At 69.9% G+C, this 16,714-nt stretch carries 16 protein-coding genes; 3 read left to right on the plus strand and 13 right to left on the minus strand.

The genetic code is table 11. The features are described from left to right. The first annotated feature begins 35 nt into the window (after nucleotides 1–35). The gene (locus tag CJEDD_RS07740) at nucleotides 36–713 is read left to right on the plus strand and encodes an AMIN-like domain-containing (lipo)protein (RefSeq protein ID WP_157034367.1); all 678 of its coding nucleotides are present in this window, start codon (nucleotides 36–38) and stop codon (nucleotides 711–713) included. 75 nt (nucleotides 714–788) lie between these two features. Here the strand turns inward: CJEDD_RS07740 and CJEDD_RS07745 are convergent, their stop codons facing one another. The 4 genes from CJEDD_RS07745 to CJEDD_RS07760 form a co-directional block, all read right to left on the minus strand. After that, entirely contained in the window at nucleotides 789–3,110 is a 2,322-nt protein-coding gene (locus tag CJEDD_RS07745; protein WP_042404629.1) for a polyribonucleotide nucleotidyltransferase, read from the minus strand. Nucleotides 3,111–3,226: 116 nt separating this feature from the next. Beyond that, nucleotides 3,227–3,496: a 30S ribosomal protein S15 gene (gene rpsO, locus CJEDD_RS07750; protein ID WP_042404631.1), complete on the minus strand. Its 270-nt coding sequence runs from the start codon at nucleotides 3,494–3,496 to the stop codon at nucleotides 3,227–3,229. A gap of 94 nt (nucleotides 3,497–3,590) precedes the next feature. Continuing rightward, on the minus strand, nucleotides 3,591–4,541 hold the full coding sequence (locus CJEDD_RS07755) for a nucleoside hydrolase (RefSeq protein WP_042404634.1): 951 nt from the start codon (nucleotides 4,539–4,541) through the stop codon (nucleotides 3,591–3,593). Then, nucleotides 4,542–5,519, minus strand: coding sequence for a bifunctional riboflavin kinase/FAD synthetase (locus tag CJEDD_RS07760; RefSeq protein WP_042404668.1), 978 nt, complete (start codon nucleotides 5,517–5,519; stop codon nucleotides 4,542–4,544). A gap of 30 nt (nucleotides 5,520–5,549) precedes the next feature. Between CJEDD_RS07760 and truB the strand changes: the two genes are divergently transcribed. Further along, nucleotides 5,550–6,443, plus strand: coding sequence for a tRNA pseudouridine(55) synthase TruB (gene truB / locus CJEDD_RS07765; protein ID WP_042404636.1), 894 nt, complete (start codon nucleotides 5,550–5,552; stop codon nucleotides 6,441–6,443). Nucleotides 6,444–6,516: 73 nt separating this feature from the next. Here the strand turns inward: truB and CJEDD_RS07770 are convergent, their stop codons facing one another. From CJEDD_RS07770 to rimP, 9 genes are all read right to left on the minus strand, one after another. Beyond that, nucleotides 6,517–7,170 carry a 4'-phosphopantetheinyl transferase family protein gene (locus CJEDD_RS07770; protein ID WP_042404638.1) on the minus strand — a complete coding sequence of 218 codons (654 nt, stop codon included), beginning with the start codon at nucleotides 7,168–7,170 and terminating at the stop codon, nucleotides 6,517–6,519. After that, nucleotides 7,170–7,970: a metallophosphoesterase family protein gene (locus CJEDD_RS07775; protein WP_042404639.1), complete on the minus strand. Its 801-nt coding sequence runs from the start codon at nucleotides 7,968–7,970 to the stop codon at nucleotides 7,170–7,172. Before CJEDD_RS07775 ends, CJEDD_RS07770 begins: the two co-directional genes overlap by 1 nt. Beyond that, entirely contained in the window at nucleotides 7,970–9,298 is a 1,329-nt protein-coding gene (locus CJEDD_RS07780) for an MATE family efflux transporter (protein WP_042404640.1), read from the minus strand. Before CJEDD_RS07780 ends, CJEDD_RS07775 begins: the two co-directional genes overlap by 1 nt. A 4-nt stretch (nucleotides 9,299–9,302) precedes the next feature. After that, complete coding sequence (locus CJEDD_RS07785) at nucleotides 9,303–10,298, minus strand: DHH family phosphoesterase (RefSeq protein WP_042404641.1); 996 nt, start codon at nucleotides 10,296–10,298, stop codon at nucleotides 9,303–9,305. 3 nt (nucleotides 10,299–10,301) lie between these two features. Then, nucleotides 10,302–10,748 (minus strand): 30S ribosome-binding factor RbfA, encoded by a 447-nt coding sequence (gene rbfA / locus CJEDD_RS07790; RefSeq protein WP_042404642.1) that lies wholly within the window; start codon nucleotides 10,746–10,748, stop codon nucleotides 10,302–10,304. A 96-nt stretch (nucleotides 10,749–10,844) separates the two neighbouring features. After that, nucleotides 10,845–13,739 (minus strand): translation initiation factor IF-2, encoded by a 2,895-nt coding sequence (infB, locus tag CJEDD_RS07795; protein WP_042404644.1) that lies wholly within the window; start codon nucleotides 13,737–13,739, stop codon nucleotides 10,845–10,847. Between the two features lie 106 nt (nucleotides 13,740–13,845). Next, complete coding sequence (locus CJEDD_RS07800; protein WP_074432454.1) at nucleotides 13,846–14,178, minus strand: YlxR family protein; 333 nt, start codon at nucleotides 14,176–14,178, stop codon at nucleotides 13,846–13,848. 148 nt (nucleotides 14,179–14,326) lie between these two features. Further along, nucleotides 14,327–15,337, minus strand: coding sequence for a transcription termination factor NusA (nusA, locus tag CJEDD_RS07805; protein ID WP_042404646.1), 1,011 nt, complete (start codon nucleotides 15,335–15,337; stop codon nucleotides 14,327–14,329). Next, nucleotides 15,338–15,886 carry a ribosome maturation factor RimP gene (gene rimP / locus CJEDD_RS07810; protein ID WP_042404671.1) on the minus strand — a complete coding sequence of 183 codons (549 nt, stop codon included), beginning with the start codon at nucleotides 15,884–15,886 and terminating at the stop codon, nucleotides 15,338–15,340. Nucleotides 15,887–15,917: 31 nt separating this feature from the next. Between rimP and CJEDD_RS07815 the strand changes: the two genes are divergently transcribed. Then, entirely contained in the window at nucleotides 15,918–16,712 is a 795-nt protein-coding gene (locus tag CJEDD_RS07815; protein ID WP_232297642.1) for a DUF4439 domain-containing protein, read from the plus strand. The last annotated feature ends 2 nt before the right edge of the window (nucleotides 16,713–16,714 follow it).

Below are 16,714 nucleotides of genomic sequence, written 5' to 3' on the forward strand. Positions count from 1 at the left end.
CCGCAGGCCATGGTAGCCCGGCTAGTCTGGGAGCTATGAGAGGAGCCACGAGAGACGACACGACACCCCGCCACGCCACCGCCCTGCTGCTCGGCGCCGGCCTACTGCTCGCAGGCTGCAGCGCCGGTAACGGAACCGCGACGACCACGGTGACCGAGACCGAACGCGAAACGGCGACGAGTCCGGCCGAGCGGGTGACGGAGTCGGTCGTCTCGACGGTTACCCCCACTTCGCCGGCGCAGGCCGCCGCGGCCCCCGCCCCGGCTGCCGCAGGCCCAGTCGCCCCGTTCACACTCGAGGGCACGCGGCTCGATTCCTACGCGGCCAAGCAGCGCATCGAAGACATCCGCGCGGGCGCCCACGACGATGTCGACCGCCTCGTCATCGAGTTTTCCGGCACCGGCCGGCCGGGAGTTATCGCCGGCTACGACGACGACCCGCGCCAGCAGGCCTCCGGCTACCCGCTCGTGCCGGCAGGGAACGCGTACTTCGGCATGATCATCCAGGGCGTGCCGCTCAGCCAGGTGTGGGACGGCCCGGAGGTGGAGAAGGCCAATTCCGACGGCGTCGCCGCGGGCAGCATCCTCCAGGTGAAAAACGGCGGGATCTTCGAGGCGGACGCCCAGTACGTCGTCGGCCTCGACGCGAAGCGCCCGTACCACCTCTACTTCCTGGACAATCCGACGCGCCTCGTCGTCGACTTCCAGAAGTAGGGGGAGGGCCTCCGAGGGAATGAGGGCAAATGTGTCCTCATTCCCTCGGAGGCCCTCCCCCACCCGAAAACTGGCTTACTCGCCGTCCTCTACGGGCACGAGCGAGATCTTGCCGCGGTTGTCGATGTCGCGGATCTCAACCTCGACCTTGTCGCCGACGTGGATGACGTCCTCGACGTTTTCCACGCGGGTGTTGCCGCCCAGGTTGGAGATGTGGATGAGGCCGTCGGTGCCCGGCATGATGGAGACGAACGCGCCGAACGCGACGGTCTTGACCACGGTGCCCAGGTAGCGCTCGCCGACCTTCGGCAGCTGCGGGTTGGCAATCGCGTTGATCTTCTCCACCGCCGCGTCCGCGGCCTCGCCTGAGGCGGCCGAGACGAACACCGTGCCGTCGTCCTCGATGGACACTTCGGCGCCGGTATCCTCCGTGATCTGGTTGATGGTCTTGCCCTTCGGGCCGATGACCTCGCCGATCTTGGATACGGGCACCTTCACCGTGGTGATCTTCGGCGCGAGCGGGCTCATTTCGTCCGGGCCCTCGATGACCTCGGACATGGTGTCCAGGATCGCCTCGCGGGCGTCGCGCGCCTGGTTCAGGGCATCGGCAAGCACGCTCGACGGGATGCCGTCGAGCTTCGTGTCCAGCTGCAGGGCCGTGATGAACTCGCGGGTGCCGGCGACCTTGAAGTCCATGTCACCGAACGCGTCCTCGGCGCCGAGGATATCGGTGAGCGCGACGTACTCGGTCTCGCCATCAACCTCGCCGGAGACGAGGCCCATCGCGATGCCGGCAACCGGGGCGGCCAGCGGCACGCCCGCGTTGTAGAGCGACAGCGTCGACGCGCAGACGGAGCCCATCGAGGTCGAGCCGTTCGAGCCGAGCGCCTCGGAGACCTGGCGGATGGTGTACGGGAACTCCTCGCGCGGCGGGATCACCGGCAGCAGTGCGCGCTCGGCGAGCGCGCCGTGGCCGATCTCGCGGCGCTTCGGGGAACCGACGCGGCCCGTCTCGCCGGTGGAGTACGGCGGGAAGTTGTAGTGGTGGATGTAGCGCTTCGAGTCCTCCGGGGTGAGGGAGTCGATGTGCTGCTCCATCTTCAGCATGTCCAGCGTGGTCACACCGAGGATCTGCGTCTCGCCGCGCTCGAACAGGGCGGAGCCGTGGGCGCGCGGAACGAGCTGGACCTCCACCTCGAGGTCGCGGATGTCGGTGAGCCCTCGGCCGTCGATACGGAAGCCCTCGGAGAGGATCTTCTCGCGCACGATCTGCTTCATCACCGCGTTGTAGGCGGCGCGGATCTCCTTCGAGGCGGCCGCGACGGCCTCGCGGTCGTCGTCGTCGATGTCGAAGGTGTCAAGCAGCTGCTCCTCGATCTCCTCCATGTACGCGTTCGTCGCGTCGTCGCGCTCGGCCTTGCCCTTAATGGTGAGCAGCTTCGCCAGCTTCTTCGCGGACTTCTTCTCCACCGCGGTAAAGACCTTGTCGGAGTAGGCCGGGAAGAGCGGGAACTCCTTCGTATCCTTGGCCACCTCGTCGGCGAGGGCGCGCTGCGCGCGGCACAGCGTCTCGATGAACGGCTTCGCGGCCTCGAGGCCCTCGGCGACGGTCGCCTCGGTCGGCGCCGGGTAGCCGGCCTCGACCTGCTTGACAACGTTCACGCCAGCGCCAGCCTCCACCATCATGATGGCGACGTCTTCCTCGGTCTTGCGGCCGCGCTTGCGCTCGACCATGCGGCCCGCGACCACCATCTCGAAGAGGCAGCGCTCGTGCTGCTCGTGGTTCGGAAACGCGACCCACTGGCCCTCCGGGTGCTTGTCGTCCGCGAGCAGCGCCATGCGCACGCCGCCGACGGGGCCGGAGACCGGCAGGCCGGACAGCTGCGTTGCGGCGGACGCACCGTTGATGGCCACGACGTCGTAGTACTCCTCCGGGTGCTGGGAGAGCACGGTGATGACAACCTGCACCTCGTTGCGCAGGCCCTTGACGAAGGTGGGGCGCAGCGGGCGGTCGATGAGGCGGCAGGCGAGGATCGCCTGCGTCGACGGGCGGCCCTCGCGGCGGAAGAAGGAGCCCGGGATCTTGCCCGCGGCGTACATGCGCTCCTCGACGTCCACGGTGAGCGGGAAGAAGTCGAAGCCCTCGCGCGGCTGGTTCGACGCCGTGGTGGTGGCCAGCAGCATCGTCTCCTCGTCGAGGTACGTGGTCACGGACCCGTCGGCCTGGCGGGCGAGCTGGCCGGTCTCGAACCGCACGGTGCGGGTGCCAAAGTCGCCGTTGTCCAGGGTGGCCACAGCCTCGGTGAGGCCGAAGTCCTCGTCGACGTTGACGTCGAAGCTGTTGTTCGGTGTGAAGCTCAAAAGGATCTCTCTCCTTCGAAGGTTGTCGGCGATCATCGGTGCCGCCGGTCGTCTGTGCTCGTGCAACGGCCAATGATCATAACAAAAATCGCCCCACCATGCAGGTGGGGCGATTGTTCGGGCGGCTGCGTATCGACGGCAGCTTCGCCCAATTAGCGGCGCAGGCCGAGGCGCGCGATGAGGTCGCGGTAGCGGTCCACGTTGTTCTCGCGCAGGTACTTCAGCAGGCTGCGGCGGCGACCGACGAGCAGCAGCAGGCCACGGCGGGAGTGGTGATCGTGCTGGTGCTCCTTCAGGTGCTCGGTAAGGTTGTTGATGCGCTCGGTGAGCAGCGCGATCTGGGCCTCCGGGGAGCCGGTGTCGGTCTCGTGCAGGCCGTAGGCCTTGAGGATCTCGGCCTTCTTCTCAGTGGTCAGAGCCATCGAGGGTTCTCCTTTATTGCAGTCCGCACTCGTTCACGTAGTTCAGCCGCGCGCAACCACTGCGGACCGCAGTCGCGCGCAGGACAAGGTGAGGTTACACGACCGGGGTCTCGCGGGCCAAACCGGTGAGCCGCTGCATGAACTCGGCGAGGAAGCGCTCCACGTCGACGTCGATGGCCACGTGGGCGGACTTCACCGGGTCGTTGAGACACATCTCGTCGCCGATGGTGCGCCCCCGCGTCGGGCCGTCCGTGTCCACCTTGAGGTTGATGGGCAGGGTGGACACGAGCGTCGGATCGGCGGCGACCGCCACGGCGAGCGGGTCGTGCAGCCCGCAGCCGCCGAGGTGGGGCGCGGTGGTCTCGTACGCCTTGATGTAGTAGTTCGTCGCCTTGGCCAGGAAGTCCCCGCCCGCGGTGTTGAGCTTTTCCCACTCCTCCGACTCCACCACGGTGAGCAGCGTCTGCAGCGTGACGTCGAGGCCGATCATCGTGATGTCTTTGCACGCGCGGAACACCCGGTCCGCCCCGTCCGGGTCCTGGTTGATGTTCGCCTCCGCGTAGGCGGTGACGTTGCCGGGCACGGTCAGGGCGCCGCCCATGCACACGATGTGGGCCCGCTCGGCGAACGCGGGGTCCTGCTCCACCGCGGCAGCGACCGTGGTGAGCGGGCCGACCGGCACGATGACAAGGTCGTCGCCGTAGTGGTGGGCGGCCCGGACCATGAAGTCGACGGCGGAGGCAGGTTCGACGGAACGTTCTGCGTCGTAAAGCGGCGCCTCCCCCACGCCGTTGACGCCGTGGATGAACTGGGAAATCTCCATGACCTCGAAGCCGTCCGGCTGCGGGCCGGCGTAGACGGGGATGTCGCGGCGGCCGAACAGCTCGAGGATGGCGAGCGAGTTGCGCACAGCCTGGTCCACCTCGACGTTGCCGTACGTGCACGTCACGCCGATGAGCTCGAGCTCCGGCGAGGCGAGCGCGTAGGCGATCGCCAGCGCGTCGTCAATGCCGGTGTCTACGTCCAAGATGAGCTTGCGGGCCATTTACACTCCTAGGATTTCGCGGGTGGTGCGCACGTCACGGGCCATGTTATCGAGCAACTCGTCGACGGAGTTGAACTTCACCATGTCGCGGACCTTGCCCACGAACTCGACGCGCGCCAGACGCCCGTACAGGTCGGCGTCCCGGTCGAGGACGAACGATTCCACGCTGCGGCGCGCGTCCCCGAACGTGGGGTTCGTGCCCACCGAGATCGCCGCCGGGTAGCGCATGCCCGGCTCCATGTCGCCGTCGATCGGCCCGGCGGTCGCGCCGTCGATGATGGTGAGCCAGCCGGCGTACACCCCGTCCGCGGGAACGGCGGAGGTTTCGGGGGCGTACTGGTTCGCCGTCGGGTACCCCAGCTCCTTGCCGCCGCGGCCGGCGCCGCGCTCGATCGGGGCGATGACGGAGAAGTGCCGCCCCATGAACTCCGTCGCGGCGTGAACGTCGCCGCCGGACAGCTGCTCGCGGATGGCCGTAGAGCAGACGCGCACGCCGCCGTCGGCAAGCAGCTGCACGACGTCGACCTCGATGCCCGCGGCGCTGCCGAGCTGCGCCATCGTCGACGCCGTTCCCGCGGCGTCGCGCCCGAACGTGAAGTTCTCCCCCACCACCACGCGCTTGGCGTGCAGCAGCCCGGCGAGTACCTCGGTGACGTAGTCTTCGGGGCTCATGCCGGCGAGCTCCTCGCGGAAGTCGATCACCAGCAGGTCGTCCACCCCGAGCTCCGCGATGTGGCGGGCGCGCTCGTCGAGCGGCATGAGCGCGGCCGGGGCGTGCTCCCGGGCGAAAATGGTCACGGGGTGCGGGTCGAACGTCATCACCACGCACGGCACGCCGAGCTCCCGCGCGGTGGCGACCGCCTGCGAAATCAGCAGCTGGTGGCCGCGGTGCACCCCGTCGAAGACGCCGATAGTGACCACCGTGCCGGTCTCCGCGAAGGATTCCGGCACGTTTGCAAGCCCACGCAGAATGTCCACCTGGGACACACTACGGCATACTCGACACCCATGAACGATCCCCTCGCAGCCTCCGGCATTGTCGTCGTTGACAAGCCGCAGGGCCTGACCAGCCACGACGTCGTGGCCCGCCTGCGCCGCATCTTCGGCACCCGCAAGGTCGGCCACGCCGGCACGCTCGACCCCATGGCCACGGGCGTCCTCGTCGCCGGCATCGAGCGGGGCACGAAGCTGCTCGCCCACCTCGTCGCGCACGACAAGGTCTACGAGACGACGATCCGCCTCGGTGCCTCGACGACGACGGACGACGCCGAAGGGGACGTCGTCGACACGCACGACGCCTCCGCGGTCACCGACGAGGCGATCCGCGCCGAAGTCGCGCGGCTGACCGGCGAAATCATGCAGGTGCCGTCGAAGGTCTCCGCAATCAAGATCGGCGGCCGGCGCGCCCACGAGCTTGCGCGCGCGGGCGAGGAGGTAGACATCCCGGCGCGGCCGGTCACCATCCACGCCTTCGACCTCGCCGAGATGCGCCGCCACGACGGCGTCGTCGACGCCGACGCGCGGGTCCACTGCTCCTCCGGCACCTACGTCCGCTCGCTCGGGCGCGACCTCGGCGCCGCCCTCGGCGTAGGCGGGCATCTCATTGCGTTGCGACGCCTCCGGGTCGGCCCCTTCACCATCTCCGCCGCGCGCACCCTGGACCAGCTCGAGGACGCCCCGGCGCTTTCCCTCACCCTCGACGAGGCCCTCACTCGCGCGTGGCCGGTCCTCGACGTGACGGAGGAGGAGTACGCGGCGCTGGCGATGGGCAAATGGCTCGAGCCGCGGGGGCTCAAGGGCGTGCACGCCGCGGTCGGGCCGGACGGACGTGCGGTGGCGCTGGTGAAGGAGCAGGGCAAGCGGCTGGCGACGGTGTTTGTGGCGCGGCCGTCGACGCTGTAGCGGCTGGGGGCGTGTTTCCGGGGTGTGTTGGGGTGCGTTGGCTGCCCCTTCTCGCCTAGGTGGGGAGCCGCCCCTACCGCACGTACGTCGACGCGATGACGTAGCCACCGCGCACGACCCAGCGCCCCTCGAACATGGGCACCGGCGCCGGGCGGGCGAGCAGCTGGGAGATGAACGTGCCGTCGGCGCGCAGCTCGATCTCGGCCTCGTCGAAGTCGAGCCACCTGCGCGTCATCGGGTACCAGCACTTGTAGGTGGCTTCCTTGGCGCAGAACAGCAGCCTGTCCGCCCACTCGTGGCCGGCGGCGCGCATGCGCTCGACCATGGCGATCTCGGTTTCGCTGGCGATGGAGTGGAGTACGCCCGCGGGCAGCGGCTCCGCCGGCTCAGCGTCGAGGCCCATCGAGTGCACGTGGCGGGTCGAGGCCGCCACCGCCGCGCGCAGCCCGTCGGTGTGGGTGAGCGAGCCGGTGTATCCCTCCGGCCACAGTGGCATGCCGCGCTCCCCGCGCAGGATCGCGCCGCTGGCGGCCACGCCGAGCTCGCGAAGTGCCTGGTGGGCGCACCATCGGGCGTCGCCAAACTCGCCCTTGCGCACGTCGACGGCGGCCTTGACCACGTTGCGCTCATCCGGGTGCAGGTGCTCGTAGTGGGTGAGATCGCCCGCGTCGTCGGTGAGGTGGAAAACGCAGCGCGCCTCCGGCGGAAACAGTGAGAGGTCCTGCATCACAGCTGAACCTCCATCACCGGGTACGGGAACGGCTGCCCGGACGGGTGGCGCTCCCACTCGCGCGGGTAGCCGAGTGAGACCTCGATGTGCTCCACGCCGTCGACGACCGTCACGCCGGGCATGTGCAGGTGGCCGTAGATCACCTGCTGCGCGCCGTAGCGCTGCGGCCACGTGCGGGTGTGCCGGGTGCCGCACCACAGCGCGATCTCGGACCAGCGCATCTGCTGCACCGGCTCCTGCACGAGCGGCCAGTGGTTGATCAGGATCGTCGGTCCGCTGATGCGCGAGAGCCGTTTCGTCGTGTAGGCGAGGCGGTCCCAGCACCAGGCGCGGATGTCCACGAACGGGGCGATTGCGATCTCGTCCGTCATCACCACGTTCTTCTCGTGGGCGGCCGCGAGGGCGTCCTCGACGCTCAGGTCGTGGGCGCGGAACGAGTAGTCGTACAGGGTGAACAGCGGGCACACGGTGACGCCGCCGAACACCGGGTAGCGGTCCTCCGGGGTGATCACGCCGAGCGAGCGCATCGACTGCACGAGCATCGTGTACTTCTCGCGGCCCCGGTGCCGGTCCGCCGAGCGGCAGAACAGCTCGTGGTTGCCGGGCACCCAGATGACGGTGTCGAAGCGCTCGGCGAGCTCCCCCATCACCTGGGTGATCAGCTCCTGGCGCTCGGCGACGTCGCCGGCGACGATGAGCCAGTCCGACGGGTCAGCCGGCCGGATCGAGTCGATGTGGGGGCCGTTGCGCTTCACCGCCGCATGCAGGTCGCTCACTGCCCACAAGGTTGTTGTCATTACTCCGTCCTTCCGTCGGACACGCCCGCGACGGCCCAGCGCATCGAGCGGAACCGCCACACCACGCCCACGAGCCGCGCGAGCACCTGCGCGAGCTGGCCCACCCAGATCCCGGTGAGTCCCCAGCCGAACGCGCCTGATGCCAAGATAATCGGCAGCGCCACGCCGAGCAGCGAGAACAGCGTGAGGTTGCGCAGGAACGCGGCGTCGGACGCACCGAGCAGCACCCCGTCGAGGGCGAAGACGGCGCCGCCCGCCACGATCATCGCGATGAGCAGCCACCACGGAGCCTGCAGCGTATCGACGACCTCCGGGTCGTCCGTGAACAACCCCTGAATCTGCCTGCCGAACACGGCGAACACGGCGGCGAGCCCCACCGCGAAGATCATCGAGTACCGCAGGGCCTGCGCCCCCACCGCGCGGGCTTCGTCGGCGCCGCCGCGCCCGAGGGCGGAGCCCGTGAGCGTCTGGGCAGCGATCGCCAGCGAGTCGAGCACGAGGGTGAGGAAGTTCCACAGCTGCAGCATGAGCTGGTGCGCGGCGAGCGCCGCCACGCCGAAGCGCCCCGCGACCGCCGCGGCGGTGAGCAGCGAGACCTGGAAGGACAGGGAGCGCACGATGAGGTCGCGTCCGAGCACGAGTTGGCGCCGGATGACGTCCCAGCGCGGCGCCCAGCTCCCGCCGTACTTCCCGTGTTCGCGGGTGAGCACGACGAGGAACAGCGCCGCGGTGATGCCCATGCCGAGGAGGTTGGCCACCGCCGAGCCGACGAGCCCGAAGCGCCTCACGAGCAGCGGCAGCGCCACCGCGCCGGGGACGAGCCCACACAGCGTGAGCAGGAACGGCAGCCGGGTGTTTTGCACCCCGCGCATCCAGCCGTTGCCGGCCATGATCACGAGCGTGAGCGGCACCGCGAACGCGCTCACCCGCATCCACGTCGCCGCGAGCGCGCCGGTGTCGGCGTGGCCGGATAGCGCGGTGGCGATCGGCTCGGCGAAGACGCCGACGATGAGCGCAAGCACCGTGCCGACGGCCAAGGCCACCCACGTCGCCTGCACCCCCTCCGCGACGGCGTCCTCGCGCCGGCCCGCGCCGAAGAAACGCGAGCTGCGCGCGGTCGTGCCGTACGAGAGGAACGTCAGCTGCGTGGTCACGGTGGACTGCACTGCCGCGCCGGCGGCGAGGGCGGCCAGCTCGGCCGTGCCCAGGCGGCCCACCACCGCGGTGTCCAGCAGCAGGTAGAGCGGGTTGGCGGCGAGCACCCCGAGCGCGGGCAGAGCGAGGCGCAGGATCTCCCGGCCGACGTTTGCGGGCTGTGTGTGGGCCATGCCGCTACGCCTGGGGCTGGGGTGCGGTGGGTTCCGGGATCGCGTCGATAAGCTCGCGCACGATCTCCTCCCTGCTGCCCGCCGCGGAGTAGCCGGCGGCAGCGCGGTGGCCCCCGCCGCCGAGGCGCGCGGCCACACGGGAGACGTCGACGACCGTCGAGCGCAGCGAGAGCGCCCAGTACTCCGGCGCCTGCTGCTTGAGCACCACGCCAACGTCGGTGCCCTCGAGCGCGCGGGCGTAGTCGATGACGGCCTCGACCGCGGTTTGGCTCATCCGCGCGTGCAGCGGCAGCGGGATGGTGAGCACGGCGATGTCGAGCCCGTGGGCGGGGATGATCTGGGTCTCGGCGAGCACCGCCCCCATGAGCTGGAGGTCGACGGCGCTCATCGTGTCCATAAGGTCGAGCGCGATCTGGCGCGTGTTCAGCCCGTATCCCATGAGCTCCCCGGCGAGCGCGTGCATGCGCGGGCTGCCCCAGCGGAAGCTGCCCGTGTCCGTGACCAGGCCCGCGTAGAGGCAGTACGCGAGGTCGGTGTCCAGCTCGACGCCGAGGTAGGCGAACAGCTCGCGGATCATCGTCGTCGTGGACTCCGAATCCACGATGAGGTTGAGCCCGCCGAAGCCTGGGTTCGTCTTGTGGTGGTCGATGACCACCACCCGCGACGGGTCCGCCTCGATCGCGGGCTGGAAGGCCCCGGTGCGGTCGACGGAGGCGCAGTCCACGGTGACCACGAGCCCGTCCTTCGGCAGCGGCGTGCCGTAAGCGATCTCGTCGACGCCGGGCACGGTGCGCAGGTTCGCCGAGTGCGGCAGCGGCTGGCCGATGTGCGCGGACGCGTCCACGCCGAGCTGGCGCAGCCCGCCGACGAGCGCGCAGGCCGAGCCGACCGCGTCCGCGTCCGGCTTGACGTGCGCGACCACGCTCACCTTCTCGGCCGCGCGCAGGCGGTCAGCGACGGCCTCGAACTGCGCGGCCGCCCTGGGAAACAACGACGCCATGTGCTACTCCGCGGCCGCGTCGCCGGGCCGCTTGTACGGGTCGCTCTCCCCCGCCGGGGTCGCGTGCTCGCGCAGCTTCGCCAGCTCCTCGTCGCGCGCGCGGGCGCGGTTGAGCAGCTCCTCCATGTGCGCCGAGGACTCCGGCACGGTGTCGCGCTCGAACGCGATCGTCGGGGTGAACCGCACGTTGAGCTGGTCGCCCACGATCTTGCGGATCTGCCCGCGGGCGCGGTGCAGCGCCTCCGCCGCCTGGTCGTAGTCCGGCTCGTCGTTGATGTCGCGGCCGCGGACGGTGTAGTACACCGTCGCGTCGTGCAGGTCGCCAGTGACGCGGGTGTCCGTGACGGTCACCAGCTCGAGGCGGGGATCTTTGATTTCGCGCTCGATGGCAGAGGCCACGATCGTCTGAATCTGCTTTGCCAAGCGCTGGGCGCGGGGGTTGTCAGCCATGTCAACTCCTTCGTCAAAACTTCCGATAGTCTAACCCCCGCCCAGCGCGGGTTCGCGCGGAGCGGGGGCTCGTCGATACGCAATTGCGTTGCGACGCTAGTCGCGCGGCACCTCGACCATCTCGTAGGTCTGGATGGTGTCGCCCACCTGGATGTCCGGGTAGGACAGCACCATGCCGCACTCGTAGCCCTTGGCCACCTCGGTGACGTCGTCCTTCTCCCGGCGCAGCGACTCGATCGTCGCGTCCGGGGTGATGACGTTGCCGTCGCGGACGAGGCGCAGCTTCGCGCCGCGCTTGACCTTGCCCTCGGTGACCATGCAGCCGGCGATGAGGCCGACCGCGGACGCCTTGAAGATCTGGCGGATCTCCGCCTCGCCGAGGTCGCGCTCCTCGTAGATGGGCTTGAGCATGCCCTTGAGCGCGTTCTCGACGTCCTCGATGGCCTGGTAGATCACCGAGTAGTAGCGGATCTCCACACCCTCGGCGTTGGCCTCCTCGGTGGCCTTGCCGTCGGCGCGGACGTTGAAGCCGATGATCACGGCGTCGGAGGCCGCGGCGAGCGAGACGTTCGTCTGCGTCACCGCGCCGACGCCGCGGTCGATGATGTTGACCTCGACCTCGTCGTCCACCTCGATCTTGAGCAGCGCCTCCTCGAGGGCCTCCACCGAACCTGCGTTGTCGCCCTTGAGGATGAGGTTGAGCTGGCTCGTCTCCTTGAGCGCCTGGTCCAGGTTCTCCAGGGAGACGCGCTTCTTCGTGCGGGCCTGCATCGCCGCGCGGTGGCGGGCGTCGCGCTGCGCGGCGATCTGGCGCGCCACGCGGTCGTCCTCCACCACGAGCAGGTTGTCGCCCGGGCCGGGCACGCCGTTGAGGCCCTGCACCTGCACCGGACGCGACGGGCCGGCCTCCTCGACGTCGTTGCCCCACTCGTCGACCATGCGGCGCACGCGGCCGAAGTTGCCGCCGACGACGATGGAGTCGCCGACGCGCAGCGTGCCGCGCTGGACGATGACGGTGGACACCGGACCGCGGCCGCGGTCGAGGTGCGACTCGATGGCCACGCCCTGGGCGTCCATGTCCGGGTTCGCCGTGAGCTCGAGGGCCGCATCGGCGGTGAGCAGCACGGCCTCGAGGAGGTCCTCGATGCCCGTGCCCTGCTTCGCCGAGATGTCGATGAACATCGTGTCGCCGCCGTACTCCTCGGGCACGAGGCCGTACTCGGTGAGCTGGCCGCGGATCTTGTCCGGCTGCGCCTCAGGCTTATCCACCTTGTTCACCGCGACCACGATCGGCAGGTCCGCCGCCTTGGCGTGGTTGATCGCCTCGACGGTCTGCGGCATCACGCCGTCGTCCGCCGCGACCACGAGGATGGCCAGGTCCGTCGACTGGGCGCCGCGGGCGCGCATGGCAGTGAACGCCTCGTGGCCCGGGGTATCCAGGAACGTGATCTTGCGCGGCTCGTCCTCGAGGGTGACCTCGGTCTGGTACGCGCCGATGCCCTGGGTAATGCCGCCGGCCTCGCCCTTGGCCACGTTCGCGTTGCGGATCGTGTCCAGCAGGCGCGTCTTGCCGTGGTCGACGTGGCCCATGACCGAGACCACCGGCGGGCGCTGCTCGAGCGCCTCGTCGCCACCCTCGTTCTCGCCGAACTGCAGGTCGAAGGACTCGAGCAGCTCGCGGTCCTCGTCCTCGGGCGAGACGATCTGCACCTCGTAGTTGATCTCGGCGCCGAGCAGCTGCAGCGTCTCCTCGGAGACCGACTGCGTCGCCGTCACCATCTCGCCCAGGTTGAACAGGGCCTGCACGAGCGCGGATGCGTCGGTGTTGATCTTCTCCGCCAGGTCCGACAGGGTCGCGCCCTGACGCAGACGCACGGTCTGGCCGCCGCCGTCGGGCAAGCGCACGCCGCCGATGACGTTCGGCTTGTGCATCTCCTCGTACTCGGCGCGCTTCTGGCCCTTCGACTTACGGCGCTTGCCGGGCGCACCGCCCGGACGGCCGAACGCGCCGGCCGTGCCGCCGCGACGACCGCCGCGTCCGCGGAAGCCGCCGCCCGCACCCGGAGCGCCACCACCGCGGTTCGGGCCGCCGCCCTGGCCGCCACGGCCACGGCCGCCACCCGCACCGCCGCGGCCGCGGCCGCCTGGTGCCGCCGCCTTGGACGGCATCTGGGTCGGCGACGGACCTGCAGGCATGTCAGCCGGCGACGGGCGCGAACCACCGCCCTGGCGAGCACCGCCGGGGCGCGGCCCACCCTGGCCGGGTCGCGCCTGGCCCTGGCGTCCCCCGCCCGGGCGTGGCGGGCGCTGGCCACCGCCGGTGTTCGAGGAGAACGGGTTGTTTGCCACGCGCGGGCGCCCGCCCGGCTTCGGCATCGGGCGGGGCATGCCGCCCGGCGTCGGGCCGTCCGACTTCGCCGCCGCGGGTTTCGGGGCGGCGGGCTTTGGCGCCCCCGGCTTCGGTGCCCCCGGCTTCGCGCCGGCGGGCTTCGGGGCAGCCGGCTTCGCGCCCGGCTTCGCGCCCGGCGTCGCGCCCGGCGTCGCGCCAGCGGGCTTCGGGGCGGCAGGCTTCGCCGCGCCCGGCTTCGGCGCACCGGCCGGCTTCGGAGTCGGCTCGGTGGCCGCTGTCTTCGCGGCGGGCTCCTCCGGCGGGGTCGGCACCGGCTGCGACTGCGCGGGTTCGCTCGGGGCCTTCGGCGCGCTCTTCGCCGCACCCGGCTTCGGGGCCGCGGGCTTGGCCGCGGCGCGGTTCTGGCCGGGCTTCTTCAGCGGCGGCTTCTTCGGCGCGGGGGCCTTGTCCTTCTCCTCCGCGGCTGCGTCGCCGCCGTTCTGCTTGGCGTAGTAAGCCCGCATCTTCTTTACGACAGGCGGCTCGATCGTCGAGGACGCCGTCTTCACAAACTCGCCCTGGTCCTTCAGCGTGGCGAGCAGTTCCTTACTTGTTACGCCGAGCTGCTTGGCCAACTCGTGTACGCGTAGCTTTCCGGGCACGTGTCTCCTTGGTGTTCATGCTAGGAGCACGGCGCCGTCCGGCTACCGGCCCCTAGACGTGGTCAGTGACTTTCATCGCTGATGCTGCTTCATGGTTGCGTACTCATCAGTGTTCGGTCTTTCCTTTATCGTCTGGGTCTGTTGCGCCGTCGCAGTTGCGTTGCGACGACCCAAGGTACGTACGTACATGACCTAGATCCGCTTGCGCGGACAGACGGAGCGCCCGCCCGAAGGCGCGGCGTTGTTCCGCCAGCTCAACTGCGTCCAGCGTCGGGGTGATCCACGCGCCACGACCAGGAAGCTTCCTGGCCGGGTCCGCGAGCACTCTCCCCGGCACGTCCGGATCGGCGACGACCCGCAGCAACTGCGTATCAGGCTGCGGGACCCGGGTGGCAATGCAGGTACGGGTGCGGATGGGCTGCTTGCGTGTTCCGCTCATCCGCGTCCTTCCCGTTCCACACAGTTTCACTACCGTTTACTGCCGCCCTCGCCGCACCGGTCGTGCGGACGTCAAGCCGTATCACACTGTACGCCAAAACCCGCCGGAACCATATTTCCAGCGGGTATGGGAATCACACGGGTGAGATTTACGTCTCGTTCGCGTCGGCGTCCGAGCGGATGTCAATCTTCCAGCCGGTGAGGCGCGCCGCGAGGCGGGCGTTCTGGCCCTCCTTGCCGATGGCCAACGAGAGCTGGTAGTCCGGCACCGTCACGCGCGCGGACTGGGCCTCGCGGTCGAGCACCTCGACGTTGACCACCTTCGACGGCGCGAGCGAGTTGCCCACGTACTTCGCCGGATCCTCGTCCCAGTCGATGATGTCGATCTTCTCCCCGCCGAGCTCGTCCATGATGTTGGAGACGCGCGCGCCGCGCGGGCCGATGCACGCGCCCTTCGCGTTCACGCCCTTGACCGTCGCGCGCACCGCCACCTTCGAGCGGTGGCCGGCCTCGCGCGCGATGCCGACGATCTCCACGGAGCCGTCCGCCACCTCGGGCACCTCGAGCGCGAACAGCCCGCGCACAAGCTCGGGGTGCGTGCGCGAGAGGTTGACCTGCACGCGCTTGTCGCCCTTGTTCACGCCGACCACGTACGCCTTGATGCGGTCGCCGTGCTTGAGCACCTCGCCCGGGATCTTCTCCGCCGGCAGCAGGATGCCGTCCTGCGGGTCCGCCTCCGTGCCCAGCTGCACGATGTTGAGGCCACGCGCCTCCGCCTGCGCGTCGCGCTGCACGATGCCGGAGACGACCTTGCCCTCGAAACCCGCGTACTCGTCGTACACGCGGCCCGCCTCGGCCTGGCGCAGCCGCCCCTTGATGGCGTCGCGCACGGCCACGGCGCCGATGCGCGAGAAGTTCGCCGGCGTGTCGTCGTACTCGGACACGACCTCGTCGTCCTCGCCGAGCTCGCTCACGATGACGGCGACGTCACCCGTCTCCGTATCGATGTCCACGCGCGCCTTCGAGCGCTCGCCCCCGCTCGTCTCCTTGAACTCGCGGTACGAGTAGAGCAGCGCGTTCGCGATCGTGCCCAGCAAGTCCTCGACCGGGATCCCCTGCTGCTCCTCAATCGCCTTCAGCGCGTTCAGGTCGATATTCACTTATTTCCCTTCCTGTGCCGCCGCCGCGGCTTCGAGCTCTGCAAACGCCTGCTCGGTCAGCTCCGTCTCGGCCGCCGGGGGCGCGTTGAACTCAATTTCTACCACCGCACCAGCCAATTCGGAAACCGGCGAAACGCGGATCTCGGGCCCGCGTTTTCCCGCGCGCACGAGGGCAACGTGCTCCTCCGCGTCGTCGAGCGGCCCGAGGCGCCACCGCTCGTCGCCCACGGTCACCGTCCGGCCCCGGTTGCGGCGGAAGTGCCGCGGCGCGGTGAGCGGCAGGTCCACGCCCGGCGTGGTCAGTTCGAGGGTGTAGCCCGCGCCGAAGTTGACGCTGCCGCGTTCCTCGGCGTCGTCGAAACGCTGCGAGAGCTCGTTCGACACCTCCTCCAGCTCGTCGAGCGTCGGGTGCGTATCCGAGTCGAGCGCGATGACGACCTGCGACTTCTTGCCCGCCTTGACCGTCTTGATGCCCTCGATGTCCATGCCGTACGCCTGCGCGATGGGCTGCACCAGCCGCTCGAGTTCGTCGTTCGTGGGAAAAGCCATGGCGTCCAACCTAGCGTGTAACGTGCAGCGGGTGAAGAAACTCCTCGTGCTGCCGGCCGCGCTCCTTTTGACCAGTTGCACGGTGATGGACGTCGTCGGGCCGCGCCCGAACGGCGAGATCATGGCGCTGGCGAAGCAAGCCTCCGCGGATGCGACGGGCGGCGACCCAGACTGGCGCGCGCTGCGGCAGACCCAATCGCAGCAGCTTAACGACGAAGCCCTCCGGCTCTGCGGCGTCGACCCCAGCGGCAAGACGCCCTCGTCGTGCGACGTGGCGGGCGGCGACACGGAGCTACCCGCAGCGGCCGACGCCTCGGCGCTGCTCGAGCACACGGTCGCTGCGGCGGACAAGGTGCCGTCCGACTCGGTGGATCTCGTCGTCGCCCAGGCCATCGACGCCCTCGCGCTGACGACGGTGGACCTCGAGCCGGTCCAGGGCCAGCTCACCTCCGACGCCGACGCTGCCGCGGCCCGCGACATGCTCGCCCGCGAGAACGCGATGTATTACGGCCTCGGTATCGCGCTCGCCTACGCGGACGACGGCCTGCACGCCCGGATCGGCGTGCTGCGCGACGCGTCCCACGAGCGCGTCGACGCCCTCACCCGCATCCTCCCGCCCGGTGTCGGCGAGGCGCTCGTCCCTGCCGCCGGCTACGCCTTCGCCGACGGCTACGCCGAGCCGACCAGCCCGGAGGAAGCCGCGCAGCTGGTGAAGTCCATGCAGGCCGACCTCGTCAAGGAGTGGCGCTACGCCGCCGCCCGCGCCGATGCCGCGCAGTGGCGCGAGGACGCGATCCGCCTCGCCGCCCACGCCCAGCGGGTGTAGCT

The sequence above is a fragment of the Corynebacterium jeddahense genome, assembly GCF_028609865.1.
Lineage (GTDB): Bacteria > Actinomycetota > Actinomycetes > Mycobacteriales > Mycobacteriaceae > Corynebacterium > Corynebacterium jeddahense.